Origin of the sequence: Klebsiella sp. CN_Kp097, from assembly GCF_040064495.1 — a bacterium.
In the GTDB taxonomy this organism is placed as follows: Bacteria; Pseudomonadota; Gammaproteobacteria; order Enterobacterales; family Enterobacteriaceae; genus Klebsiella; species Klebsiella aerogenes.
Genome location: NZ_JBEAIL010000007.1, coordinates 398,821 through 420,222, shown reverse-complemented (window position 1 = coordinate 420,222; position 21,402 = coordinate 398,821). Strand labels below are relative to the sequence as shown.

22 protein-coding genes and 1 pseudogene are annotated in these 21,402 nt (G+C 56.5%); 11 read left to right on the top strand and 12 right to left on the bottom strand.

The genetic code is table 11. The annotated features are described in order from the left end of the window. The first annotated feature begins 2 nt into the window (after positions 1-2). The 5 genes from ABLV07_RS12370 to ABLV07_RS12350 are packed head-to-tail and all read left to right on the top strand — an operon-like array spanning position 3 to position 5,480. Positions 3-947: an ABC transporter permease gene (locus ABLV07_RS12370; RefSeq protein ID WP_032708130.1), complete on the top strand. Its 945-nt coding sequence runs from the start codon at positions 3-5 to the stop codon at positions 945-947. Continuing rightward, positions 944-1,795, top strand: coding sequence for an ABC transporter permease (locus ABLV07_RS12365; protein ID WP_020078710.1), 852 nt, complete (start codon positions 944-946; stop codon positions 1,793-1,795). The genes ABLV07_RS12370 and ABLV07_RS12365 overlap by 4 nt, the downstream gene beginning before the upstream one ends. Further along, positions 1,792-3,393, top strand: a complete 1,602-nt coding sequence (locus ABLV07_RS12360) for an ABC transporter ATP-binding protein (protein ID WP_348853285.1) — start codon at positions 1,792-1,794, stop codon at positions 3,391-3,393. Before ABLV07_RS12365 ends, ABLV07_RS12360 begins: the two co-directional genes overlap by 4 nt. Further along, positions 3,390-4,379 carry a putative FMN-dependent luciferase-like monooxygenase gene (locus ABLV07_RS12355; protein WP_213706558.1) on the top strand — a complete coding sequence of 330 codons (990 nt, stop codon included), beginning with the start codon at positions 3,390-3,392 and terminating at the stop codon, positions 4,377-4,379. Before ABLV07_RS12360 ends, ABLV07_RS12355 begins: the two co-directional genes overlap by 4 nt. Positions 4,380-4,388: 9 nt before the next feature. Continuing rightward, positions 4,389-5,480: an alkylhydroperoxidase domain protein gene (locus tag ABLV07_RS12350; RefSeq protein WP_042897312.1), complete on the top strand. Its 1,092-nt coding sequence runs from the start codon at positions 4,389-4,391 to the stop codon at positions 5,478-5,480. On the opposite strand, the gene araJ is transcribed toward ABLV07_RS12350, so the two are convergent. From araJ to ABLV07_RS12315, 7 genes are all read right to left on the bottom strand, one after another. Then, positions 5,481-6,662, bottom strand: coding sequence for an MFS transporter AraJ (gene araJ, locus ABLV07_RS12345; protein WP_042897310.1), 1,182 nt, complete (start codon positions 6,660-6,662; stop codon positions 5,481-5,483). 84 nt (positions 6,663-6,746) lie between these two features. Beyond that, positions 6,747-7,463: an ABC transporter ATP-binding protein gene (locus ABLV07_RS12340; protein WP_042897308.1), complete on the bottom strand. Its 717-nt coding sequence runs from the start codon at positions 7,461-7,463 to the stop codon at positions 6,747-6,749. Continuing rightward, positions 7,463-8,335, bottom strand: coding sequence for an ATP-binding cassette domain-containing protein (locus tag ABLV07_RS12335; RefSeq protein WP_015366477.1), 873 nt, complete (start codon positions 8,333-8,335; stop codon positions 7,463-7,465). Before ABLV07_RS12335 ends, ABLV07_RS12340 begins: the two co-directional genes overlap by 1 nt. Further along, positions 8,332-9,618, bottom strand: coding sequence for a high-affinity branched-chain amino acid ABC transporter permease LivM (livM, locus tag ABLV07_RS12330; RefSeq protein WP_015705513.1), 1,287 nt, complete (start codon positions 9,616-9,618; stop codon positions 8,332-8,334). The genes ABLV07_RS12335 and livM overlap by 4 nt, the downstream gene beginning before the upstream one ends. 9 nt (positions 9,619-9,627) lie before the next feature. Then, positions 9,628-10,542 (bottom strand): branched-chain amino acid ABC transporter permease, encoded by a 915-nt coding sequence (locus ABLV07_RS12325; RefSeq protein WP_015705514.1) that lies wholly within the window; start codon positions 10,540-10,542, stop codon positions 9,628-9,630. Positions 10,543-10,653: 111 nt separating this feature from the next. Beyond that, positions 10,654-11,769 carry a branched-chain amino acid ABC transporter substrate-binding protein gene (locus tag ABLV07_RS12320; protein WP_015366474.1) on the bottom strand — a complete coding sequence of 372 codons (1,116 nt, stop codon included), beginning with the start codon at positions 11,767-11,769 and terminating at the stop codon, positions 10,654-10,656. A gap of 153 nt (positions 11,770-11,922) precedes the next feature. Beyond that, positions 11,923-12,054: a hypothetical protein gene (locus ABLV07_RS12315; RefSeq protein ID WP_015366472.1), complete on the bottom strand. Its 132-nt coding sequence runs from the start codon at positions 12,052-12,054 to the stop codon at positions 11,923-11,925. A 276-nt stretch (positions 12,055-12,330) separates the two neighbouring features. Here ABLV07_RS12315 and ABLV07_RS12310 point away from each other — a divergent pair, with 276 nt between their 5' ends. Further along, positions 12,331-12,609 carry a hypothetical protein gene (locus ABLV07_RS12310; protein ID WP_015705515.1) on the top strand — a complete coding sequence of 93 codons (279 nt, stop codon included), beginning with the start codon at positions 12,331-12,333 and terminating at the stop codon, positions 12,607-12,609. Positions 12,610-12,662: 53 nt separating this feature from the next. Then, positions 12,663-12,848 (top strand): hypothetical protein, encoded by a 186-nt coding sequence (locus ABLV07_RS12305; protein WP_042897305.1) that lies wholly within the window; start codon positions 12,663-12,665, stop codon positions 12,846-12,848. 13 nt (positions 12,849-12,861) lie between these two features. Here the strand turns inward: ABLV07_RS12305 and ABLV07_RS12300 are convergent, their stop codons facing one another. Then, positions 12,862-13,170: a monooxygenase gene (locus ABLV07_RS12300; protein WP_020078702.1), complete on the bottom strand. Its 309-nt coding sequence runs from the start codon at positions 13,168-13,170 to the stop codon at positions 12,862-12,864. Positions 13,171-13,364: 194 nt separating this feature from the next. On the opposite strand from ABLV07_RS12300, the gene ppk2 reads away from it, so the two are divergent. The 3 genes and pseudogenes from ppk2 to ABLV07_RS12285 all read left to right on the top strand — a co-directional run bounded on the left by ppk2 (position 13,365) and on the right by ABLV07_RS12285 (position 14,879). Continuing rightward, positions 13,365-14,183: a polyphosphate kinase 2 gene (gene ppk2 / locus ABLV07_RS12295; RefSeq protein WP_348853286.1), complete on the top strand. Its 819-nt coding sequence runs from the start codon at positions 13,365-13,367 to the stop codon at positions 14,181-14,183. Between the two features lie 187 nt (positions 14,184-14,370). Continuing rightward, the gene (locus tag ABLV07_RS12290; protein ID WP_015705518.1) at positions 14,371-14,556 is read left to right on the top strand and encodes a hypothetical protein; all 186 of its coding nucleotides are present in this window, start codon (positions 14,371-14,373) and stop codon (positions 14,554-14,556) included. After that, positions 14,553-14,879 (top strand): annotated as a pseudogene (locus ABLV07_RS12285) (CcdB family protein). The gene ABLV07_RS12290 and the pseudogene ABLV07_RS12285 overlap by 4 nt, the downstream one beginning before the upstream one ends. Before the next feature lie 51 nt (positions 14,880-14,930). Here the strand turns inward: ABLV07_RS12285 and fdnI are convergent. Genes fdnI through fdnG form a run of 3 tightly spaced genes read right to left on the bottom strand, consistent with a single transcriptional unit; the run spans position 14,931 to position 19,523 of the window. Further along, positions 14,931-15,587, bottom strand: coding sequence for a formate dehydrogenase-N subunit gamma (fdnI, locus tag ABLV07_RS12280; RefSeq protein ID WP_032708142.1), 657 nt, complete (start codon positions 15,585-15,587; stop codon positions 14,931-14,933). Then, entirely contained in the window at positions 15,580-16,464 is an 885-nt protein-coding gene (fdxH, locus tag ABLV07_RS12275) for a formate dehydrogenase subunit beta (RefSeq protein WP_015366463.1), read from the bottom strand. Before fdxH ends, fdnI begins: the two co-directional genes overlap by 8 nt. Before the next feature lie 11 nt (positions 16,465-16,475). Beyond that, positions 16,476-19,523: a formate dehydrogenase-N subunit alpha gene (gene fdnG, locus ABLV07_RS12270; RefSeq protein ID WP_110915886.1), complete on the bottom strand. Its 3,048-nt coding sequence runs from the start codon at positions 19,521-19,523 to the stop codon at positions 16,476-16,478. Between the two features lie 224 nt (positions 19,524-19,747). On the opposite strand from fdnG, the gene yddG reads away from it, so the two are divergent. Further along, a complete protein-coding gene (gene yddG, locus ABLV07_RS12265) occupies positions 19,748-20,626 on the top strand; it encodes an aromatic amino acid DMT transporter YddG (protein ID WP_047064740.1) in 879 nt (292 codons plus the stop codon). On the opposite strand, the gene ABLV07_RS12260 is transcribed toward yddG, so the two are convergent. Next, positions 20,623-21,396 (bottom strand): 1,6-dihydroxycyclohexa-2,4-diene-1-carboxylate dehydrogenase, encoded by a 774-nt coding sequence (locus tag ABLV07_RS12260; RefSeq protein ID WP_032711712.1) that lies wholly within the window; start codon positions 21,394-21,396, stop codon positions 20,623-20,625. The two genes, yddG and ABLV07_RS12260, sit on opposite strands and share 4 nt — an antisense overlap. Positions 21,397-21,402 lie beyond the last annotated feature (6 nt).

The following is a 21,402-nucleotide window of genomic DNA, read 5'->3' as shown; positions in this document are numbered from 1 at the left end:
CCATGAGCCACTATCTTTGGCGACGGTTGGCACAAGGCGTGCTGGTACTGTGGGCGGCCTTCACCCTGACCTTTTTTCTGCTGCAGGTACTGCCCGGCGACGCGATTTTGATTAAGTTTCAGAACCCCGACCTGGGGCTGAGCCCGCAACAGATCGCCGAAATGCGTGTGGTCTACGGTGCTGACAGCCCGCTGTGGCAGCAATATTTCCACACCTTGTTAGCCATGCTGCAGGGGGATTTCGGCTATTCACTGCAAGCTGGACTGCCTGTTAGTTCCCTGATTGCCAGCAATTTACCCGACACGCTGGCGCTGGCGTTGCCGGCCTTCGCGCTGGCGGTTCTGCTGGCCTTTGCGATCGCTATCGCTTCGCGTTTGCCGGGGCTACGCGGTATCAGTAATCTGCTACAGTCGCTGCCGGTGCTGTTTATCTCACTGCCGACCTTCTGGCTCGGCATCGCCTTAATCCAGATCTTTTCATTTCAGTTGCATTGGGTCCCGGTTATCAATCCCGGACCACTACAAGGGCTGGTGCTGCCGGTTATCGCGGTGGCGATACCGATTTCCGCGCCGCTGGCGCAAATTCTGTTACGCACCATGGATCACATCGCCGCACAACCCTTCGTCGCCGTTGCTCGCGCCAAGGGAATGAGCGAAACACGGGTGTTATGGCGGCATGTCACCGGCAATGCTCTGTTACCGACATTAAACATTGCCGGCCTGCTGTTGGGAGAACTGATCGCCGGGGCCTTAATTACCGAAACCGTTTTTGGCCGCAGCGGGCTCGGCCAACTTACGCAGCAGGCGGTGAATAATCAGGATATTGCCATTCTTCAGGCCGTGGTGATGATTTCAGCGCTGGGCTTCGTCGTCATCAATCTGCTGGTCGATCTGCTGATGCCGATGCTCGACCCGCGCTTAAAACCCCTGCGCGGAGGTGCGCTATGAGTCTGGTCGATTACGCCTCGGCGGTGCGACGCCGTCCGGTCAACTGGCGCCGTTTTTCCTTGCAGCCGGGGCTGTGGCTGGCATGGTTGGTAATGACGGTTGCGGTGCTAATGGCTTTCGCGCCGCATTGGTTCACCGAATTTAATCCACTCGACGGCATCGCTGGCGCCCAACGTCTGGCGCCGCAGGCGGGACACTGGTTAGGTACCGACCAGCTCGGTCGCGATGTGTGGAGCCGCATCGTCTACGGCGCAGGACATTCGCTTTCCGCGGCCCTGGCCGCCGTCGCCATGGGCCTGGTTTTCGGCACGGCGTTGGGCACCGTTGCCGGCGCGCTGGGCGGGCGGGTCGAAGCGGTCGTCATGCGGATTGTCGATATTCTGCTGGCGATTCCTTCGCTCCTGCTTTCGCTAACGGTAATCATACTGCTTGGTTTTGGCACTCTGAACGCCGCCATGGCGGTCGGCGTTGCCGCGATCGCCAGTTTCGCCCGACTGTCGCGCGCCGAAGTCGTGCGCATTCGTCACAGCGACTATGTCGAAGCAGCCTACGGTAGCGGGGGAACCTTTTTGGCCGTGTTCTGGCGGCATATTCTGCCTAACGCGCTTTCGCCGGTGCTGGCTTTCGCCACCCTCCAATTTGGCCAAGCTATTCTCGCCCTCTCAACCCTGAGTTTTCTCGGCTACGGCACCCCGCCGCCGGTGCCGGAATGGGGATTACTTATCGCCGAGGGGCGTAACTATCTTTCCACCGCCTGGTGGCTCACCACCTTCCCCGGAATCGCGGTTATTGCCGTGGTACTGGCAGCCAATCGTATCAGCCAACAACTCAACAGGGAGCGCCGATGAACGTGCTTAGCGTAGAAAACCTCACCATCAGCTACCGCTCTGGCGGGTTGTGGCGCGAAGTGGTTCACCGGGTCAGTTTTACGATTAAACGCGGCGAGATGCTGGCGTTCGTCGGCGAATCCGGTTCGGGAAAAACCACCACCGCCCAGGCGATTATCGGTCTGCTGGCGGAAAACGCCCGCCTCGATGCCGGGACGGTTCGTCTCAACGGTGAAGAGATTAGCCGCTGGTCAGGCAAACGGCTGGATAACCTGCGCGGGGCCAGAATCAGCCTAGTGCCGCAGGATCCCGGCAACTCGCTGAACCCGGTGCAAACCATCGGCGCGCAGGTCAGCGAAATACTCCGCCTGCATCAAAAAAGCAGTAAAACCGAGCGTCGACAGCAGGTTATCGCCCTGCTGGAAAAAGTCGGCTTAAGCCATCCAGAGCAGCGTTTCGACCAGTATCCGCACCAGCTCTCTGGTGGTATGAAGCAGCGGGTGCTGATCGCCATTGCCATCGCCCTGAAGCCGGATTTGATTATTGCCGATGAGCCGACCAGCGCGCTCGACGTGACGGTACAAAAAAGAATCCTCAATCTGCTCGATCATTTGCGCCGTGAATCCGGCACCGCGGTGCTATTTGTCACCCATGACCTCGCGCTGGCGGCGCAGCGTGCCGACCGGCTGGTGGTTTTTCGTCACGGTGAAATTCAGGAACAGGGCAATACGGGTGATGTTATTCGCACCCCGCAGCACGGCTATACCCGCCAGTTGCTGTGCGATCTGCAGGGACAGAACCTGCACTTAACCACCACGATTCGCCCGTTTGTTACGCCGGCAATTCGGGTTGAAGGCGTGAGCAAACGCTTTGCGTTAGGGGGCAGCCATCTCCAGGCGCTGGATAACGTAAGCTTTATTTTACCGCGTGGCAGTACCCATGCGCTGGTCGGCGAATCGGGTTCAGGAAAAACCACCCTCGCCCGTATCTTGCTGGGTTTTGAGCAGGCCGATAGCGGACAGGTGACCATCGACGGTATTGCCTGCGGACAATTGAGCCGCGAGGCCCAGCGGCAGCTGCGGCGCAAAATTCAGTTTGTTTATCAAAACCCTTTCGCCTCACTCGACCCTCGCCAAACCCTGTTCGACATTATCGAAGAGCCGCTGAAGAATTTTCAGCGCCTGTCCAAAGAAGCTCGGCGTCAACGGGTAGAGTCCGTCGCCGCCCGTGTCGCGCTGGCGCCGGAGCTACTCTACCGAACCGCTCGTGAGCTCTCCGGCGGCCAGCGACAGCGGATCGCTATCGCCAGGGCATTGATCCTCGACCCCACGATTCTGGTGCTCGATGAGGCCACCTCAGCGCTGGATGTCACGGTGCAGGCGCAAATTCTCGCCCTGTTGCTGCAATTACAGCAACAGCTCGGGTTGAGCTATCTGTTTATCACCCACGATCTGGCGACAGTACGCCGCATCGCCCATAGCGTGACGGTGCTACGCACCGGGCAAGTCATCGAACAGGGCGAGGTTAAGCAGTTGTTCGCCGCGCCGCAGCACGACTATACCCGCGAGCTGCTCGCCGCCATTCCTCATTATCACGCACCGAGCACGGAGGTTGCATGACGCCTAAACGCCTGGGGTTTTTTACCCGCTTACTCGACCACGCCACGCCGCAAGAGCGCTATCAACTGGCGACGGAGCAGATCCGCCACGCGGAACGGCTGGGCTTTGATAGCGCCTGGGTGGCGCAACACCATTTTCATGAAAATGAAGGCGGTTTACCGTCGCCGCTGGTGTTTCTTGCCTACGCGGCGGCGCATACGCAACGGATCCGACTCGGCACCGCCATCATTACGCTGCCGATGGAGAACCCGCTGCGTGTCGCAGAAGATGCGGCAGTACTGGATTTACTCGCAGAGGGTCGCCTGGAAGTGGGTTTTGGTTCAGGCGGGACGCCAACCTCTTTTCTCCCCTTTGGCCTGGCCTGCGAACAACGCGGCGCGGTCTTCGCCGATCATCTGCATTTGATTGAAAGCGCCTGGCGCGGCGATACGTTGGCTCATCCGGACAACCATCTTTATCCGCCCGCGCCGCAGCTGGCAAAACGGATTTGGATCGCCACCTTTTCGATTGAAGGCGCTATTCGGGCCGCGAAATCCGGCCACGGGTTGATGCTATCGCGCACACAGCCGCGTCCGCCAGGTCAAAGCGAACTGCCGCTGGATGCGATTCAGAACCCGATTATCGACGCCTACCTCGCCGCGCTGCCAGCCGGCGTGGCGCCGCGAATTCTGGCTTCCCGCACCGCGTTTATTGCCGACAGTCAGGGGTACGCGCTACAGGCCGCAGAGCCGGGATTAAGTAAACAGGCGGCAGCCCATCGCGCCGCCGGCCACGAGATTATTGGTGACACTGTCACGGATTACGCTCGCCAGCTTGATGCCCACATTGGCGATGCGCCGCATGTGCTTGCATCGCTGGCTAAAGACAGCGTGCTAGCCCGGGTGACTGACATTTCGTTTCAGGTTCATTCGGTGGAGCCATCACATCAGGACACGCTGCGTTCTATCGAACTCATCGCTAAACACATTGCCCCGCAATTCAGATAAGGAGTCGCTATGAGCTTAAGTCAGGATATTTTGGCTGAACTGGCGGAGATCGCCGCCGATTCACCGCTGGGCAAGGCCCGCGCGTTACGCGACGCTGCGACCCGCCACGCCCAGGGAAGTTACGAGGTGCTATTTAGCCAACAGGATGAGGATTTTCCGCTCGAGGAACGGTTCGCCATCGCCGCAAAAGTGGCCAGACTTCATCAGGCAGACGCGCTGGCGGCGCATTACGCCGGTTTCGGCATTGCCGACCCGACAACCCCACGGCTTGCCGCCGCGCTGGGGTTTGCCCGCCTGCTGACCTTTACTCCGGTGGAAGCGACGCCCGCGGCGTTACAAACGCTTAGCGACGCGGGCTGGAGCCTGCGCGGTATCGTAACGCTGGCGCAGCTTATTGCGTTTGTCAGTTTTCAAAGCCGATTGCTGAGCGGCTTGCGTTTGTTAAATGACAAACCAACCTCCGCGGCCGAGACCCCGGTGGTCGCCGGCTACTGGCACACACATCCCAGGACTGCCAGCGGTAAACCTGCGCCGGTGGCCTTTACGCGCGATGAATTACACTGGGAACCGTGGATTGCCGATAAGCCGCTGGCTGAATTTAATCCCGCCGAGCAGGCGCTGCTGGCGCAGTTCGGCCACAGTGACTCCCCCTACTTCCGCCTGCTGGCGCGCAACCAACCGGTGCTTGAACAGCGCACGCTAACCGATAAAGGTATTTTCTATACGCCGGGCGGCCTGCCGCGCGCCGAACGTGAACTGGCGGCAACGGTGGCCAGTAAAATCAACGGCTGCATCTACTGCGCGTCGGTACACGCGCGCAAGGCGGCGCAGTTGGCAAAAGATGAGCGAGCGGTGGAGACCCTGCTGGCGGTGACGCCTGGGGAGAATCTCAGCGATGGTCAAGGGCCGCGCTGGCAGGCGGAGATTGACGCCGCCGCCGCGCTTTCCGTTACCCCGTCTGCGATAACCTCAGCGCATCTCAGCGCGCTGGAACAGCAGGGTCTGGATATCGTCGAACAGTTGGATCTGCTGCAATCGGCGGCATTCTTCGCCTGGGCTAACCGCCTGATGCTAACCCTTGGCGAACCGTGGCGGGATTAATCAGGCCTGCTCTGCCTGGGTAACGCGATGACGCGTTACCCGCCGCTGATATCGCGCATACAGCAGCAACGAGCTCATCGCCAGGAACGACAGCGCTGCCGCCGGCAGCGCCACCGAACGCCAATCTGCGCCAAAGGTAATCATCATTCCGCCGCAGTAGGCGCCTATCGCGCTGCCGAGGTTAAACGCTATTTGCCCGCCCGCCGCCCCGAGCATTTCTCCGCCTCTGGCATTTTGTAACAGTAGTATTTGCAGCGGCGCGGCGAGTGCGAAGAGCCCGGCGCAGCAGATAAACGCCAGCGCCAGCGAAGCCAGAGGCTGTATGCCGAAGGCAAAGATGAGCAGTAACGCCGCGACAATGACGCCGTTGGTCATCGCCGCAATACGCAGCGGACTGTAGCGTCCTGAGATCCTGCCGCTAAAGAGATTACCTAAAACCATCCCCAATCCGACCAGCATCATAATTAACATCATCGCCGACTCGCTAAAGCCGGAGACATTCATCATGAAGGGCTTGATATAGCTAAACCAGGCAAAAACGCCGGCATTGCCGAACATCGTGGCGGCGAAAATAAACCACGGCGCCGGGGTTTTAAGGAAATGGAATTGTTCGCTGAGCCGGGAGGCAGATTTGTCATATAGCGTCGGCACCCAGCGCAGTATCGCCAATAGCACCAGCACATCAAATAGCGCGATGGCAGTGAAGGTATAACGCCAGCTGAACTGATGGCCAAGCCAGGTGCCAGCCGGTACGCCAAGCAGGTTCGCCACCGTCATTCCCGCTATCATCCCGGCGACCGCCGCGGTAACCCTGCCCGGCGAGGCGATTTTCGACAAGATAATCGCTCCGACGCCAAAATAAGCGCCGTGAGGAAAACCGGAAATAAAGCGCCCGAGCGCCAGCATGGGATAACTTGAGGAGAAGGTAAACAACGCGTTGCCTGCCACACACAGCGCCACCAGAAACAGCATCACTGATTTCAGCGAAAAACGGCTGGAAAACAACGCCATGACAGGCGCGCCAAACACCACGCCAAAGGCGTACCACGAGATCATGTTGCCGGCCGCGGGGATGGTAATGCCGACATCATGGGCGATTTCAGGCAATACCCCCATGATGCCGAACTCCGCCATTCCGAGGCCAAAGGTCCCCAGCGCTAAGGAAAAAATCGTTTTCTTCATCTATTCGGTCACTTTAATGTGCGTTCACGACGCTAGTGTAACCGATTTCACACCCTGTTTTCTCCCCTTACGACCGACGACAACTTAACCCATCCCCAGATAAGCATTTCTGACTTCCGGGTTATCCAGCAACTCTGCGCCGCTACCGCTCAGACGTATTTCGCCGTTGACCAGCACATACGCGCGGTTAGCCAGTTTCAGCGCGTGGTGCGCATTTTGCTCCACCAGCAGCAGCGTCATGCCCTGGGCGGTCAACTCGCGCAAAACGCTGAAGATCTGCTTCACCACCAGCGGCGCCAGACCCAGGCTCGGTTCGTCTAATAGCAATAGCTTTGGCCGGCTCATCAGCGCGCGGGCGATTGCCAGCATTTGCTGCTCGCCGCCGGAGAGCGTCATCGCCCGCTGCGCGCGACGCTCTTCCAGCCGTGGAAACAGCTGATACATCCGCGCCTTATCTTCATTCTGATAACGATTACCTATGGGAATAGTGCCCATCAGCAGGTTTTCTTCCACCGTCATATCGGCAAAAATACGCCGTCCTTCCGGCGCCTGAGCAATACCGTTGGTGGCGATATAGTGCGTCGACTGGCGGCTGATATCATGTCCGCGATAGATAATACTGCCATCGGTAATCCGCGGCTGGCCGAAAATCGACATCAGCAGCGTGGATTTTCCGGCGCCGTTAGCGCCGATTAACGCCACCGTTTCGCCTTCATTGACCATTAGCGATACCGACTTCAGCGCCTGGATTTGCCCGTAATAGACGTTCACCTCGCGAAATTCCAGCAACGGTTGGCTCATCAGGCGATCTCCTGTTCATCGGTACCCAGGTATGCGGCGATCACGCTCAGGTTGGCCTGGATCTCGGCCGGGGTGCCATGAGCAATAACATCGCCGTGGTCGAGCACGATCACGCGATCGGAGATTTCCATCACCATGCTCATATCGTGTTCTATCAACAGTACGCTGACGCCATGATGTTCACGCAGAAAACGAATAATCCGGCTCAGGGCACGCGTTTCCGCCGGGTTGAGCCCGGCCGCGGGTTCGTCAAGACACAATATTTCCGGCCCGGTACACATCGCGCGGGCGATCTCCAGCCGCCGCTGCTGGCCATAAGAGAGCGTTCCCGCCAGTCGATTGGCGCAGTCAACCATCTCCACCACTTCCAGCCAGTAAAAGGCCCGCTCTACTGCGCGGTTCTCCGCCTGGCGATAGCCGCGGGTATTCAGGATCCCGGCGATCAGGTGGCGGTTGACCTGCATATGCTGGGCCACCATCAGATTTTCAATCACCGTCATTTCGCGAAACAGGCGGATATTCTGGAAGGTACGCGCCAGCCCGGCGCGGTTGACCAGATGCGCGCCGCCGAACATTTTGTAGTACATCCGCCGTCCCAGGCGCGCGGGATGGAAAAAATCATCGGCATGCAGTTTCTGCCCGAGAACCTGAATCACATCGGTCATTCGTTGCCGGGCATTAAGCCGAATGGCGCCGCCGCTGGCGCGGTAAAACCCGGTCAGGCAATTGAACACCGTGGTCTTCCCCGCGCCGTTCGGGCCAATCAGGGCGGTAATCGATCCGCGTTCAACCTCAAGGTTGACATCATTCAGCGCTTTAATCCCGCCAAAATGCATCATCAGATGCTCGACCTGCAATATTGCATCGCTCATGGCGCGACTCCTTTGCGGATTTCCACTCCGGTGCGCCCGGTGCGCACCAGCCCGCGCGGTCGCCAGATCATCATCAGGACCATCAGCACGCCAAAGAGCAAAACCCGGTATTCGTCAAAGCCGCGCAGTAACTCCGGCGTGACCGTCAGCACGAAAGCCGCCAGCACCACACCCAATGTCGAGCCCATGCCGCCTAATACCACGATGGCGAGAATCAGCGCCGACTCGAAAAAGGTGAACGAGGTCGGGTTCACGAATCCCTGATAAGTGGCGAAAAAGACCCCGGCGATGCCGGCTGTCGACGCGCCAAGCATAAACGCGGACAGCTTAACTAGCACGTGATTCAGCCCCATCGCCCGGCAGGCGATTTCATCTTCCCGCAGCGCCTCCCAGGCCCGGCCAATCGGCATTCTGGTCAGGCGGTGTTTTATCAGCAGCACCATCAGTACCACGATAAATAACACGGCATAGATAAAAATAAATTTAAGGTTGGGGTTGTAGGCGATATGCAGAAATTCATGAATCGGGGTGCCGCCCTCTTTGGCTCGCCGGGCAAACTCGAGGCCGAAAAGCGTTGGCGACGGCACCGAAACGCCGTTGGGGCCGCCGGTAAAGCTCACCCAGTTGTTGAGCACCAAACGGATGATCTCGCCGAATCCGAGGGTAACAATAGCCAGGTAGTCGCCATGCATTCGTAATACCGGAAAACCCAATAACGCCCCCGCCAAAGCTGCCATCACCGCCCCCAGCGGCAGCATTGCCCAGAAACCTAAGCCAAGGTATTGATAGCCAAGCGCCAGGCCATAGGCGCCAATGGCGTAGAAGGCGACGTACCCCAAATCAAGTAACCCCGCGAGACCCACCACGATGTTTAATCCCAGCCCCAGCAGGACGTAGATAAGCCCGAGGATCGCCACGGTAAGCAGATACTTACTGGCCATTAACGGGAAAACGATAGCCGCAATCACCAGCAGCGGCAGGACAAAACGCAGCCGACTACGATAGCCGGGGGGACGGACAAATACCCCCTGATCGTTGCCTTCAAAACGTCCGATAAACCGCTTCCCCCCGCGGGTTTGCAAAAGCAGGCTGAGCAACAGACGCCCCGCCATCACCACCGCCACCAGCACGAAGACGCGCTGCGGGGAAAGCGTAAAACTGTACCCCTTCAGCACGATCCCCACGATCGGGCCAAAGACTATCAGCGCGCATAAACCGGCCAATACGCTATCGATAACGCTGCGCTTGACGTCGATGCCGTCTAAACGGGAAATATCGGTCATATATCCCCCTTAGACCTTGGCGACAACAGGACGGCCTAACAGCCCCTGTGGACGAAAAATCAGGATAGCCACCAGCAATGCGAACGAGAAGACATCCTTATAATCCGAGTTCACTAACCCGGCGAACTGCGCCTCGGCAACGCCCAACAGCAGGCCGCCAAGCATCGCCCCCGGCAGCGATCCGATCCCACCCAGTACCGCTGCGGTGAAGGCCTTAATGCCGATAATAAAGCCAATATAAAAATCAAACGTGCCGTAATTCATGGTCACCAGCACCCCGGCGAGGCCCGCCATGGCGGCGCCAATCATAAATACCAGCGAAATCACCCGATCGGTATTAATGCCGAGAATGGCCGCCATCCGCCGATCCTGCTGGGTCGCGCGGCATACGCGCCCGAGCTGCGTGTGGTTGATTATCCAGCTCAGTACCACCATGCCGACGAAGGCGGCGAGCAGGATGAAGATTTTGGTCCAGGTGATTTGCACCACGCCATCTCCTACCGTAAGCCGCAGTACGCCGTGCATCAACGTCGGGATCCCCTGTTGATTTGGGCCCTGACTCAGTTGGACGTAGTTTTGTAAAATCAGCGACATGCCAATAGCCGAAATCAGCGGCGCCAGACGCGTTGAGTTACGTAGCGGCCGATAAGCAATGCGTTCGATGGCCCAGCCGTACACCCCGGTGACGATAATCGTAAACACCAGCGTGCCGAAAATAAGCAGCGGGAAAGAGTGAATACCGAAGTAGGCCAGCAGCGCCAGCCCGATAGCGCACAGGTAGGCTGAGACCATATATACCTCGCCGTGGGCGAAGTTAATCATACCAATGATGCCATAAACCATGGTGTAGCCAATGGCGATAAGCCCATATACCGCGCCAAGCGTTAAGCCATTGATCAGTTGTTGCAGAAAGAATGCCGCCATAGGAACCATCCTGCCAGTCAAGGTGCAGCAGACGCAGAGGCCTTAACGTCTGCTGCTTACGGTGGTACGACGCCCCTCTGATGAGGGCGTTATGCGCACTACAATCCCGGGTTACAGCTGATGATATTTGCCTTTATCATCCCATTGATAAACCACGTAATCCGATACTTTCAGGTCGCCTTTGCCATCCCAGGCCTTTTTCCCCATCACGGTATCGACGCTGTGGTTTTTCAGCCATTCGCTGGCTTTGGCATTATCGGTACCGGCGGCGTTATAGGCGGCGGCGATAGCCTGAATGGAAGCATAGGCGTAAAGGGTATAGCCCTCCGGTTCAAAACCGCTGGCGCGGAATTTGTCGATCACCGCTTTACCTTCTGGAATGGTGCGCGGATCCTTACCGAAGGTCATTAACACGCCATTGGTAAACTGCGGCCCGCCCGCGGCGGTAACCAACTCTTCGGTCACCACGCAGTCGCCGGAGAAGAACTTAGCCTGGACGCCCTGCTCGCGCATCTGGCGCACCAGCGGACCGGCTTCCGGATGGCAGCCGCCAAAATAAACCACATCCGGTTTCAGGGCGCCGATTTTGGTTACCAGAGCATTGAAATCTTTTTCCCCGCGGGATAAGCCTTCATACAACACCTCTTTCGTCCCGCGTTTAGCGAGCGCCGCGCGCGTCGCATCGGCTAAGCCCTGACCGTAGGTATCTTTATCGTGAATGACGGCGATCTTCTTCGCCTTCAGCACATCCAGCATGTAGTTGGCGGCAATCACTCCTTGCTGGTCATCGCGCCCGCACATGCGGAACATATCTTTCATTCCGCGTTCGGTGATCTGCGGATTGGTGGAACCCGGCGTGATGGTCAGGATCCCGGCTTCGTCATAGACCTCGGAGGCGGGCATCGTCGAGGAAGAGCAGAAATGGCCCACCACCGCCGAGACGCCGGAATCATCAACCAGGCGGTTAGCCACCGCCACTGCCTGCTTGGGTTCACAGGCATCATCGCCCTGCACCAGCACAATTTTTTCGCCTTTAATTCCCCCGGCGGCATTAATATCCGCCGCCGCCTGCGATGCCCCTTTCCAGTATTGGGCGCCATAGGTCGCATTCGGCCCGGTAAATGGGCCGGCCACGCCAATCTTCACATCCGCCTGTGCATAAAATGCCGCGCTCAAACAACCTGCTATTGCAAAATGCAGAGTCAACTTTTTAAGTTTTAAAGACATTCGGATAGTCCTCAGCGATATCGAACAGACGCCATAAACTGGCGCAGTAAAAACCACTTACAGCGTAACGTGCCAATGCTGGAATAAGCCGTAGCGGCTTCGGTAGATAAAGCAAAAAACCCGCCAGGAAGAGAGGTATCGCCAGATCGATTACTAATAGTCGCGTAGCGTGACCGCAATCGGTACCACCCCGGCGATGCGCCAGTCTTTACAGGTCAGGAGGTCTGTTGCCGTCACGTGGCCTGCCGGGAACGCTGGTGTCCATACCGACAGTGAGCTAAACATAGAACGTCTTTAGCAACCTTGCGCACCGGGCTGGTGCAAAAGTGCGGAGATGATCAAAACTAGTGAAAATTTTGCTGCATTAATGTGAAATCAATGACAAGTGATGGGGAATGCTCGGTATTACAGGCAGCTACCATAAAGAATTATCGAGGAGTAGCAATTTTATGCGACCAGACGGCGTTTACGCTTTGAAACATTAACTTCTTTTACGTATTATCTTAAGCCTTGCTCTTTTTACCTGCCGCCGTGGCGGGTTTTTCCTCATGGATGAAAATCATGACTTTAAAAAAATTAATTATTATTGCCTTCAGCGCGCTTTCTATTAACGCCTGCGCCTTCGCGGCGGGGAGTCTCGCCGACCAGTTACACTATACGCCGCCGGAACCGGCAGACCTTGCCGCTAATCCACCTACGGAATCGCCTGAATCGAAAACGGAACAACCAAAATTAACGATGACCCCCGACGTTAACGCCTACACCTATTACAACGAAAAGGTGAACCCCGTTACCAATGATATTGACCGTATTGAACAAGGCGGCGTCGTCGAATTCTGATTTATACCGGCGCATTGTTCGCGCCGATAAACGTTGACCATGGAGTATTCGCCATGATGAAGGATTATCTGATCATCGCCTGGATTACTATTGTCGCCTGCTGGCCCATTACGTTACCGGTGTTAGCCGTGGTCGCGGGAATACTTTTCTATTCCCGCCATCGCGTGGCGGGTGTTGTGGTATTCGGGCTGTTTATCCTCGAAGCCGTGGCGGCATGGCAGTTTGAGCGCTATATGTAACCACGGTCTCATATTAATTGAGCGGCCCGTGGTTAATCTGGCTGAGTGGTAAATTGACGTCGAAAATCTTGTAGAACATCTCCTGCACGCCAAATTGCCGCAGGCGTGCGGCGTGTTTTTTCGCATAAGCCTGCGCGCTCTGTTCATCTTCGAACAGATATATGCCGCCGGCTTCCTGCGTGGCGCGATTCTCCGTCCAGATCTTCCAGATAAAACCGGGCTCCTGGTTAATAGATTGCGCGAGTTCGGCTAATTGCGTCGACATTTCATCGCCAAACGGTCCGCTAAAAGCAAAGTGCACTTGCAGAAGTTTATTCGACATACTCTCTCCCTGAATGATTTTAGTAAATTGACGAGACTATCCTACCCGATTCCTCATTAAGCAACAGTGAGTTGATGCGCTTAATGGCTATCTTGCGCCCTCCACTGGATGAGAAGTTTTCCGCCGCTTTGCCTGGCTCTGATTACACTTTAAACAGCGACCTGCCTTTCAGGCCACCACGCATGAGGACAGCCATGGGAAACAAAAAGAAAGCCGTTGCGCCCGTCATACCCGCCAAAACGGAGCCGTTAAGCGAGAAAGAATATCAGCAGGCGTTGCGTAAACTGCACGTCGAGTTGGTCAAGCTACAGCGGTGGGTCGTGCATAAAGGGCTTAAGGTATGCATCGTCTTCGAGGGTCGCGATGGCGCCGGCAAAGGCGGCACCATCAAAGCGATAACCGAACGCGTCAGCCCGCGGGTTTTCCGCGTCGTCGCCCTGCCCGCGCCAACCGAGCGCGAACGCAGCCAGCTCTATTTTCAGCGCTATATCAAGCATCTTCCCGCCGCCGGCGAGATAGTGATTTTCGATCGCAGCTGGTACAACCGGGCCGGCGTTGAGCGGGTGATGGGATTTTGTACCGAGGAGGAGGTGCAAAAATTCCTCGACGGCGCGCCAATGGTGGAGAGAGGGATGGTTGATTCCGGCATTATTTTACTGAAATACTGGCTGGAGGTGACGCCGCAGGAGCAAGAACGGCGCCTGCGCGACCGTATCGATGATGGGCGCAAAATCTGGAAGCTATCGCCGATGGATATAAAATCCTTCAACCGCTGGGATGACTACACCGTAGCGCGCGATGCGATGTTTGCCGCCACCGATACCGCCTGGGCGCCGTGGTTTGTCGCCCGTTCGGAAGATACAAAACGCGTACGCCTGAATATTATTACCCATTTGCTTTCGCAGATCCCCTACGAGTCTCTGCCAACGGAACACATTACCTTACCGAAACGCAAAATTGGCAAAGTGAAACCGACCCATTTTCCTTTCCGGTTTATTCCTGAGAAATTTTGAATGAATAGCTTTATCACCTTTGCGCAGTATTACCCCTGCGCAAAGGATTATTACAACTAACGTTAATATTTCATCTGTTGCGTTGCGCTGGAATCCGCCTCGCAAAATAAATATTAAAATTACTGCTGAGGTTTATTTTTAAGTGAGTAAAGAGAATAATCACTGAACCACCAGCAAGGAGCCTACGATGAAAAGTAATACGCTACGTAAAAGATGTACTGACGTGCCAACCCGGAAGGAGTCAGCGCAGGCAGGAAAGGATTTACGAGAAGCCGATAAGCAGCGACAGCATAAGGAATTCATTGCCGCAATGAATGAATTTATTGCAAAAAAAGGTACTCTCACAGATGATGAATTTTTCAGGGTACTATGATGCTTGAACAATTCAATGTCTATCGAAATTGTTCTGCGCAAACAAATAACACCCTGCCGTATTATATGATAGTGTAGAATGATTACTATGCTGACCTGGCCACTAGAGTCATTATTCCTTTAATACGGGCGCGACAGTTACCTCGTTGGCATCAGCATGTCGCCCCAAGGATAAATATAGAGTTTGACAGCTTTTTACTTTGTACGCCGATGATCAGTAATTTAAATAATAAACGAATCCAGCTACAGGATTTCGTATGTAATCTGAGTTGTGCGCGTCAGGGGGTCATTGATTCAATCGATACACTTATCACTAACTGCTGAATGCGGGGAGCCCGCCCCAATATCTTCGGAGCGGGTTTCCCCCGTAAAGGCTTACTTCATTCCCTCACGGCTCTCTTTTTGCGCTTCCAGGCGTTCGACATCGCGATACCAGCGCGGGTGATGTTTCTTCGCCCAACGGCGGCTCACCTTGCCTTCGATCATGCCTTTAATCGACCCTTTGACCCAGAATGCCATATACATATGGATGAGGATCGCGTGGATCAGGATAATCGCCGAAGTGGCGTGTATCAGCAGGCTGTAACGAATAACCGGTATCGGGAAATATTCCGCAAAATATGGGCGCCAGATAATCACCCCGGTCACCAGCAGCACAAAAATCATGCTCATAATGGTCCAGAACATCATCTTCTGCCCGGCGTTATATTTACCGACGCGCGCGACCTTATGTTCATTGCCTTTCAGAACCTCCACGATGCCTTTCAGCCAGGGGATATCCTGTTTATCAGGGATATTGTGGTGGACAAAACGCACAAACATAAACATCAGCGCGACAAAAATCAGCACCCCGAAAAACGGGTGCAGGATACGCCCCATCTGCGGTGTGCCGAAGGTTTCCGTCAACCATTGTAGCGTCGGGAAGAAAAACGAAATCCCCGACAGCGCCACCAGGAAGAAACAGATAACCACCGTCCAGTGACAGGCGCGGTCGATAAATTTGGTGCGCACTATCATTTTCGATTTATTCATCATGTTCTTCCTCATCGTCATCAACTTCCTTGTTCGGCCCGATACCGATGTAGTGGTAAATCAGCCCGGCAAAGGTGGCAATAAAGCCCGCCGCCGACAGCGGTTTCAGCGCCCCCTTCCACAGATTGATACTGGTATCGATCTGCGGCGCTTTCGGCAGCTTGTGATACAGCTCCGGCTGGTCGGCATGATGCAGTACGTACATCACGTGGGTGCCGCCTACGCCCTGCGGGTTGTAGATCCCGGCGTTGGCATAACCGCGCTTTTTAAGCTTATCCACCCGCTCCTGCGCCACTTCCAGCATCTCTTTTTTCGTGCCGAAGTGGATTGCGCCGGTAGGACAGGTTTTCACGCAGGCCGGTTCCTGACCGACGCTGACCCTATCCACACACAGCGTGCATTTATAGACCCGGTTATCCTCTTTATTGAGGCGCGGAATATTAAACGGACACCCGGCAATGCAGTAGCCGCAACCAATGCAGTTTTCCTGCTGGAAATCGACGATGCCGTTGGCGTACTGAATAATCGCCCCGGCGGACGGGCAGGCTTTCAGGCAACCCGGCTCCTCGCAGTGCATACAGCCATCCTTGCGGATAAGCCACTCCAGCTTGCCGTTCTGTTCGGTCTCGCTAAAGCGCATTACCGTCCAGGATTTAGCGCTGAGATCCGCCGGGTTGTCGTACACGCCGACGCAGTGCCCCACTTCATCGCGAATGTCATTCCACTCGGAACAGGCCACCTGGCAGGCTTTACAACCCACGCAGGAGGAGACATCGATAAGCTTGGCGACTTCGGCCTTATAGTCCCGCGCGCGTGGCGCGGGAGTTATCGGGTTAGTCGCGGAGCGTTTAATAATGTCTTGTGTTTCCATCGCCATTTAATCGCTCCTTACGCTTTCTCAATGTTGACCAGAAACGCCTTATACTCCGGCGTTTGCGAGTTGGAATCGCCGACGTTAGGCGTCAGGGTGTTGGCGATGTAGCCTTTACGCGCCACACCTTCAAAGCCCCAGTGCAGCGGGATACCGACGGTTTCTACCTGCTGGCCGTTGACGTTCAGCGTGCGCAGTCGACGGGTCACTACGGCAACCGCGCGAATAAAGCCACGCTTGCTGCTGACTTTCACCCAGTCACCATTAGCGATACCTTTGCTTTTCGCCAGCCCTTCGCTGATTTCGACAAACTGTTCCGGCTGCGCAATCGCATTGAGCAGCGCGTGCTTGGTCCAGGTATGGAAGTGTTCGGTCAGACGATAGGTAGTACCGACATACGGGAACTTATCCTTCTTACCTAAGCGAATGGCGTCATCTTCGTATAAACGCACCACCGGGCTGGAGACCACATTGGGGTGCAGCGGGTTGGTGCCAAGCGGCGTTTCCATCGGCTCGTAGTGTTCCGGGAACGGCCCTTCCGCCAGTTTATCGAGCGCAAACAGGCGCCCAAGCCCCTCTTGCTGCATGATAAACGGCCCGGTGCTGCTCCCCGGCGGCGCGGTATTGAAGTCCGGAATATCATTACCGACCCACTTACTGCCGTTCCACTGGATCAGCATCCGCTTCGCATCCCACGGCTTGCCATTAATGTCGGCTGAAGCGCGGTTATACAGCACGCGGCGATTGAGCGGCCAGGCCCAGGCCCATCCCAGTGTATTACCAAGCCCCGAAGGATCGGCGTTATCGCGATTCGCCATCTGGTTACCCTGCTCGGTCCAGCAGCCGGTGTAGATCCAGCAGGACGACGCGGTGCTGCCGTCATCGCGCAGCAGCGCGAAGCTATTCAGCAACTCTCCTTTTTTCGCCAGCAGCACCCCATTACCATCGTAGAGATCCGCCAGCGCATAGCCGTTGTTCTCTTTTGCTACTTCTTCCGATTCCGGATGATCTGGCTGCTTATAGCTCCAGCTCATGTTCAGCAGCGGTTCCGCGCCCTTACCGCCTTCGCGACGGTACAGCTCACGCAGACGGTGGTAGATCCCGGCAAGAATTTCACCATCGTTGCGCGCTTCGCCCGGCGCGTCCTGGCCTTTCCAGTGCCACTGCAGCCAGCGCCCGGAGTTGGCGATCGAACCATCCTCTTCGGCAAAGCAGGTCGACGGCAGACGGAAGACTTCGGTCTGAATCGCGGTCGGGTCGACATCATTAGACTCGCCGTGGTTCTGCCAGAAGGTCGAGGTTTCGGTTACCAGCGGGTCGATAACCACCATATATTTCAGCTTACTCAGGCTACGCACCACTTTGTTTTTGTCCGGGAAGGACGCTACCGGATTGAAACCCTGGCAGATATAGCCGGTAACGTTGCCGTTATCCATCATATTGAAGTACTTGATAACGTCGTAGGCCTGATCCCATTTCGGCAACCAGTTGAAGCCCCAGTCATTCTCTTTCTGCGCCGCATCGCCGTAGAACGATTTCATCAGGCTGACGAAGAATTTAGGGTAGTTGCTCCAGTAGTTCACCTGGTCGGCCAGCGTCGCTTTTGGCGTGTTGGCGCTAAGATAACTTTGCAGATCGCTCTGTTTATCGGACGGCAGCGTCAAATAACCCGGCAGACTGGTCGACAACAGGCCCAAATCGGTCAGACCCTGAATATTGGAGTGTCCGCGCAGAGCGTTGACGCCGCCGCCTGCCATGCCCATGTTGCCGAGCAGCAGCTGGATCATCGCCATGGTGCGGATGTTCTGCGCGCCGACGGTGTGCTGCGTCCAGCCCAGCGCATACAGGAAGGTGGTGGTGCGATCCGCGACGCTGGTTGAAGCCAGCACCTCGCACACTTTGAGGAAGTCTTCTTTCGGCGTACCGCAGATGTTTTCGACCACTTCCGGCGTGTAGCGGGAAACGTGCTGCTTGAGCAGATTCCACACGCAGCGCGGATGGCTGAGCGTTACATCGCGTTTCGCGTAGCCATTTTCATCGAACTGGTAGTTCCAGGACGATTTATCATACTGGCGCTTTTCCGCATCGTAGCCGCTGAACAGGCCATCTTCGAAGGTAAAATCATCCCGTACCAGCAGGCTGGCGTTGGTGTAATGCTTAACGTACTCGGCATTGATCTTATTATTTTCGATCAGATACAGCAGCACGCCCGACAGGAACGTAATGTCGGTACCGGAACGAATCGGCGCATAGATATCGGCCACCGACGCGGTACGCGTAAAGCGTGGGTCGACGACGATAAGCGTGGCATCGTTATTGTTTTTCGCTTCCATCGCCCAGCGGAATCCCACCGGATGCGCTTCCGCGGCGTTGCCGCCCATCACCATCACGACGTTAGCGTTTTTGATATCAACCCAGTGGTTGGTCATCGCACCGCGACCAAATGTTGGAGCAAGACTTGCTACCGTTGGTCCGTGTCAGACGCGCGCCTGGTTGTCTACCGCCAGCATGCCGAGTGAGCGCACAAATTTTTGCGTCAGCATGCCGGTCTCATTACTCGCCGCCGAGGCGCACAGCATCCCGGTGGAAAGCCAGCGGTTAACCGTCACGCCCTGCTCGTTCTTTTCAATAAAGTTGGCGTCGCGGTCGGCCTTCATCAATTTGGCGATGCGGTTAAAAGCTTCATCCCAGGAGATGCGCTGCCATTTATCCGAGCCCGGAGCACGGTATTGCGGATACCGCAGGCGGTTTTCGCTGTGGACGTAGTCCAGCAGACCGGCGCCTTTCGGGCACAGGGCGCCGCGGCTTACCGGATGATCCGGATCCCCTTCGATATGATAAATCGCTTCTTTGGCGTTTTTCGCGCCGTCGCCCAGGCTATACATTAATAGCCCGCAGCCCACGGAGCAGTAAGTGCAGGTGTTGCGGATCTCTTTTGCGCGCAGCAATTTGAAATTGCGTGCCTGAGCCAGCGCCATTTTCGGGGCAAAGCCCAGTGCAGCAGCTGTTGTTCCGGCCATACCGCCTGCGCAGATTTTAAAAAACTTTCTGCGGCTGACGTCCATTGATTCCTCCATGCAGGATGTTTGTTCATCGCGCGGAGGAAACTAACAGCAATATCCCTTTTTTTATTGCGTCAAATCAAGGTCGCCAACGCTCGCCCCCTTAAGAGTCAGCGGCGACGAGTTTGACTAACCCCAAAGAGTTATGCGAAGCGGAAAAGATCGACCGCCGGGAGGCAAAAGATGTTATAAATTCCGGCTGCGTTTGAGTCATTTTCGGGTTAAACATGGAAAAAAAGAGAGCGACGTCAATCGGCTTCGCCGCCATTATCTTATGGAGCACGATGGTCGGTTTGATCCGCGGCGTCAGCGAAGGGCTTGGCCCTGTCGGCGGCGCGGCGATGATTTATAGCCTGAGCGGCCTGCTGCTCATTTTCACCGTCGGCTTTCCCAACCTGCGCCAAATCCCGCGCCGCTATCTGTTGGCCGGCAGCGTGCTGTTTGTCAGCTACGAGATCTGCCTCGCCCTGTCGCTGGGTTTCGCCGCCACCCGCCAGCAGGCTATCGAAGTGGGGATGGTCAATTATCTGTGGCCCAGCCTGACCATTTTGTTCGCCATTCTTTTTAACGGCCAGAAAAGTAGCTGGCTGGTGATCCCCGGCTTATTGCTGGCGCTGTTCGGCGTGAGCTGGGTGCTCGGCGGCGAGCATGGACTCAACCTTGATGAAATTATCAATAACGTCATCTCCAGCCCGCTAAGCTACTTTCTGGCATTTATCGGCGCGTTTATCTGGGCGGCCTACTGCACGGTTACCGCGAAATATGCCAAAGGCAAAAATGGCATTACCCTCTTCGTCTTATTAACGGCGCTCACCCTGTGGCTGAAATTTTTGGCCAGCGCGCAGCCGCCGATGCTGTTCAGCTGGCCGGTAGTCATTAAGCTGATTACGGTCTCCGTGGCGCTGGGGCTAGCCTACGCGGCATGGAACGTTGGCATCCTGCACGGCAACGTCAGCCTGCTGGCGGCGGCGTCGTACTTCACGCCTGTACTCTCTTCCGCGCTGGCGGCGGTGCTGCTCAGCGCCGCGCTCTCATGGTCATTCTGGCAGGGGGCCGGGATGGTGTGTCTCGGCTCCCTGCTCTGCTGGTATGCCACTCGCCGCTAGCCGAGATCGCCGCCCGCCACCGGTATCGTTACGCCGGTGATATAGCTGGCCTCATCGCTGGCGAGAAACAGGATCGCATTCGCCTGTTCCGCCAGCGTGCCGTAACGGTGCATCAGGCTGCTCGCCACCGTCTGATCGACAACCTGCTGATACCACGCCTTTTCCTGCTCGCTCGGCAGCTCTTCGTTGCGCGGCGTCAGGCGCGGCGGCGCCTCCGTACCGCCCGGCGCGACGGCGTTAATCCGAATGCCGCTACCGCTGTACTCCATGGCAATCGAGCGGGTCAGCGCATTCACGCCTCCCTTCGCCGCCGAATAAGGCACCCGGTTCACCCCTGCCGTCGCCACCGACGAGATATTGACGATGCTGCCTTTCCCCTGCTTCAGCATCCAGGGGAGCGCCGCGCGGCAGCCCCACAAGGTGGGGAACAGCGAGCGGCGGATCTCTTTCTCAATTTGTTCTGGCTGATACTCAGCGAAAGGTCGCGCCCAGATGGTACCGCCGACATTGTTGATTAGCACGTCGAGGCGGCCAAAATGCGCGACCCCGGCGGCAAACGCCTGTTCGGTACTCTGCCACTGCTCAAGGTCAGCCTCCAGCGCCAGTACCTGGCTTCCGGCCTGGGCTAAAACGGCAGCCAGTTCGTGTACGTAAGGCGAGCGGTCAATCAGCAACAGGGCGGCGCCTTCAGTTGCCGCCTGCTCCGCGGTCTGCCTGCCAATCCCCTGCGCCGCGCCGGTAATAGCGACGACTTTATCGGTAAAACGCATCATGCC

What these genes read in the sequence shown, in the direction of transcription:
- ABLV07_RS12315 (WP_015366472.1), bottom strand. Translation starts at nt 12,054, where the DNA reads ATGTTTAGCTCACTGTCGGTATGGACACCAGCGTTCCCGGCAGGCCAC.
- ABLV07_RS12300 (WP_020078702.1), bottom strand. Translation starts at nt 13,170, where the DNA reads ATGTCGAATAAACTTCTGCAAGTGCACTTTGCTTTTAGCGGACCGTTT.
- ABLV07_RS12340 (WP_042897308.1), bottom strand. Translation starts at nt 7,463, where the DNA reads ATGAGCCAACCGTTGCTGGAATTTCGCGAGGTGAACGTCTATTACGGG.
- ABLV07_RS12310 (WP_015705515.1), top strand. Translation starts at nt 12,331, where the DNA reads ATGACTTTAAAAAAATTAATTATTATTGCCTTCAGCGCGCTTTCTATT.
- livM (WP_015705513.1), bottom strand. Translation starts at nt 9,618, where the DNA reads ATGACCGATATTTCCCGTTTAGACGGCATCGACGTCAAGCGCAGCGTT.
- ABLV07_RS12305 (WP_042897305.1), top strand. Translation starts at nt 12,663, where the DNA reads ATGATGAAGGATTATCTGATCATCGCCTGGATTACTATTGTCGCCTGC.
- ABLV07_RS12260 (WP_032711712.1), bottom strand. Translation starts at nt 21,396, where the DNA reads ATGCGTTTTACCGATAAAGTCGTCGCTATTACCGGCGCGGCGCAGGGG.
- ABLV07_RS12365 (WP_020078710.1), top strand. Translation starts at nt 944, where the DNA reads ATGAGTCTGGTCGATTACGCCTCGGCGGTGCGACGCCGTCCGGTCAAC.
- yddG (WP_047064740.1), top strand. Translation starts at nt 19,748, where the DNA reads ATGGAAAAAAAGAGAGCGACGTCAATCGGCTTCGCCGCCATTATCTTA.
- ABLV07_RS12290 (WP_015705518.1), top strand. Translation starts at nt 14,371, where the DNA reads ATGAAAAGTAATACGCTACGTAAAAGATGTACTGACGTGCCAACCCGG.
- ppk2 (WP_348853286.1), top strand. Translation starts at nt 13,365, where the DNA reads ATGGGAAACAAAAAGAAAGCCGTTGCGCCCGTCATACCCGCCAAAACG.
- ABLV07_RS12335 (WP_015366477.1), bottom strand. Translation starts at nt 8,335, where the DNA reads ATGAGCGATGCAATATTGCAGGTCGAGCATCTGATGATGCATTTTGGC.
- ABLV07_RS12355 (WP_213706558.1), top strand. Translation starts at nt 3,390, where the DNA reads ATGACGCCTAAACGCCTGGGGTTTTTTACCCGCTTACTCGACCACGCC.
- ABLV07_RS12350 (WP_042897312.1), top strand. Translation starts at nt 4,389, where the DNA reads ATGAGCTTAAGTCAGGATATTTTGGCTGAACTGGCGGAGATCGCCGCC.
- ABLV07_RS12360 (WP_348853285.1), top strand. Translation starts at nt 1,792, where the DNA reads ATGAACGTGCTTAGCGTAGAAAACCTCACCATCAGCTACCGCTCTGGC.
- araJ (WP_042897310.1), bottom strand. Translation starts at nt 6,662, where the DNA reads ATGAAGAAAACGATTTTTTCCTTAGCGCTGGGGACCTTTGGCCTCGGA.
- ABLV07_RS12325 (WP_015705514.1), bottom strand. Translation starts at nt 10,542, where the DNA reads ATGGCGGCATTCTTTCTGCAACAACTGATCAATGGCTTAACGCTTGGC.
- ABLV07_RS12370 (WP_032708130.1), top strand. Translation starts at nt 3, where the DNA reads ATGAGCCACTATCTTTGGCGACGGTTGGCACAAGGCGTGCTGGTACTG.
- ABLV07_RS12320 (WP_015366474.1), bottom strand. Translation starts at nt 11,769, where the DNA reads ATGTCTTTAAAACTTAAAAAGTTGACTCTGCATTTTGCAATAGCAGGT.
- fdxH (WP_015366463.1), bottom strand. Translation starts at nt 16,464, where the DNA reads ATGGCGATGGAAACACAAGACATTATTAAACGCTCCGCGACTAACCCG.
- fdnI (WP_032708142.1), bottom strand. Translation starts at nt 15,587, where the DNA reads ATGAATAAATCGAAAATGATAGTGCGCACCAAATTTATCGACCGCGCC.